3 protein-coding genes are annotated in these 2,052 nt (G+C 36.3%); all 3 read left to right on the top strand.

Going from position 1 to position 2,052, the window contains the following annotated elements; genetic code table 11:
- On the top strand, positions 1-579 hold a 579-nt coding region (locus tag GMD4S_RS10550; protein WP_000120681.1), incomplete at its 5' end, for a LicD family protein.
- A 57-nt stretch (positions 580-636) separates the two neighbouring features.
- Positions 637-1,449 (top strand): LicD family protein, encoded by an 813-nt coding sequence (locus GMD4S_RS10555; protein WP_000004177.1) that lies wholly within the window; start codon positions 637-639, stop codon positions 1,447-1,449.
- A 43-nt stretch (positions 1,450-1,492) separates the two neighbouring features.
- On the top strand, positions 1,493-2,052 hold a 560-nt coding region (locus tag GMD4S_RS10560; protein WP_000792510.1), incomplete at its 3' end, for an MBL fold metallo-hydrolase.

Here is a 2,052-nt window from a genome sequence, read left to right on the forward strand (position 1 = left end):
ATGTCTTATAAAAATAATCTCAACTATGTCTATCCCTTCATGAAAGTGCAGGATAACCATACTTACTTGCTAGAAGAAGATGTTCGCATCGATTCGAATATGGGAATCTATGTAGATATTTTCCCTGTAGATGGCTACGAGGATGACGTACAATTTAAAAACAAGATGACGAAACTGATAAAGAAACGTCAATTGAGTTGCTACACCTTCAAAGGCATTACCAATACAAAAAGTGTACTGAATTCACTGCTACGTTATGTGTCAGTTATTATTTTCTATTTCACCAATACAAACAAATACGTTGCCCAGATTGAAGAGCTTGCAAAATCCCGTAAAGTCTCAGATTATGAGCAGGTGGATTATCTTATCTACAAGGATATGAACAAACCAGTGTGGAGACGTGAATGGCTGGAACAAGTTACTACTGGAATATTTGAAGGTAAGGAATTTACCATTCCGAAAAACTATCATGAAATTTTGACCTCAGACTACGGAGACTATATGCAGTTGCCACCAGTTGAACAAAGAGTATCTCATCATGATTTTAAATTATGGAAGATTGTTAAAAGGTCTAAATGACGAGATTGGGATTAAGAAACGTTTAAAAAAATAGTCAAATTTAGGAGAATAGAACCTATGTCTGAAAGAACTTTAACTCTTGAAGAAATCAAGCAAGTAGAATTGGATATTTTAAAGTATCTACATGATCTTTGTGAACAACATCAAATCAAATACTTTATTGATTTTGGAACCTTACTAGGAGCTGTACGCCATAAAGGATTTATCCCTTGGGATGATGATACAGATATTTCCTTGGCGCGTGATGAATTTGAAAAACTGTATAAGGTTTTACAAAATGAAAATCATCCCTACTACAAATTGATTTCATTCAGAGAAACAAAGGGATATCCATACAGTTATATGAGAGTCTATGATGTAAGGACTCGTCGAGATGCTAACCTCGTAGACCCAACGGTCGTATTGGGAACTTGCGTTGACATTTTTCCATATGATGGTGTCGTAACACAGGAAAGTGACCGTAAGAAAATGAAGCTCTACAAATATTTCATTCGCCTTTCTTCTTTGAATTTTAAAGGGATCAAGTCTGAGAATGGTGGACTTAAAAACCTCCCTCGTTATATGGGATCAGCTATTTTCCGCTTAACTTCCCCACAGCTATGGAATCAAAAATTAGAGAGCCTTGCTTTGAAGTATAGTGTAGATCAAGCAACAGATCTTACTTGTACTATCTATGACCCTTATTATCCAAATGGTATAAAAAAAGAATGGCTCTATGATTTGATTGATATGCCTTATGAAAACATCGTGGTCAAGGTTCCGAGAAAATACCATGAAATACTTGTCTACGAATTTGGAGAAAACTATATGACTCCACCGCCTATTGAGCAACAAGTCCCAGGAGGGGATAAAAACTACTGGATTGATTAGATTAGTAAAAGTTGCTTATTGTTAAGATAAAGGAGTTTTCAAGGTGAAAAATAAATGGTTATTAAAATCAGTCAGCTATAGTGTTCTCGCAGTCTTTCTATTACTGATTCAGTTATCGCAAGGAGTAAATGCAGATACCATTTCAGCAGGTTCGGGCAATCGTATCCATTTCATAAATACTAAAGCAAAATCTGGGAGTGACGCCATCCTTCTGGAAAGCAATGGTCACTATGCTTTGATTGATATGGGTGAAGACTATGACTTCCCTGATGGGAGTGACCCACGCTATCCAAGCCGCTGGGGAATTTCCATGAGAAATTATCAAGTATTGGAGGATCGATTGATTCGCCACTTGGATCAAATAGGTGTAAAAAAATTAGATTTTATTATAGGAACTCATGTTCATAGTGACCATATTGGTGGAGCAGACGAAATACTCAATCGATATCAGGTCGGTAAGTTTTATTTGAAAAAATATTCAGATGATCGGATCACAGCAAACTGGGGACTATGGGATAATCTTTTCAATTATGATAATGCTTTGAGAGCAGCTCAAAAACGAGGAGTTACTCTTATCCAGAATATTTCAGATGAGGATAGCCA

Source organism: Streptococcus sp. GMD4S, from assembly GCF_000296955.1.

Bases quoted from the DNA above. Each gene is read 5' to 3' on its own strand.
- GMD4S_RS10555 (WP_000004177.1), top strand. From the start codon at position 637: ATGTCTGAAAGAACTTTAACTCTTGAAGAAATCAAGCAAGTAGAATTG.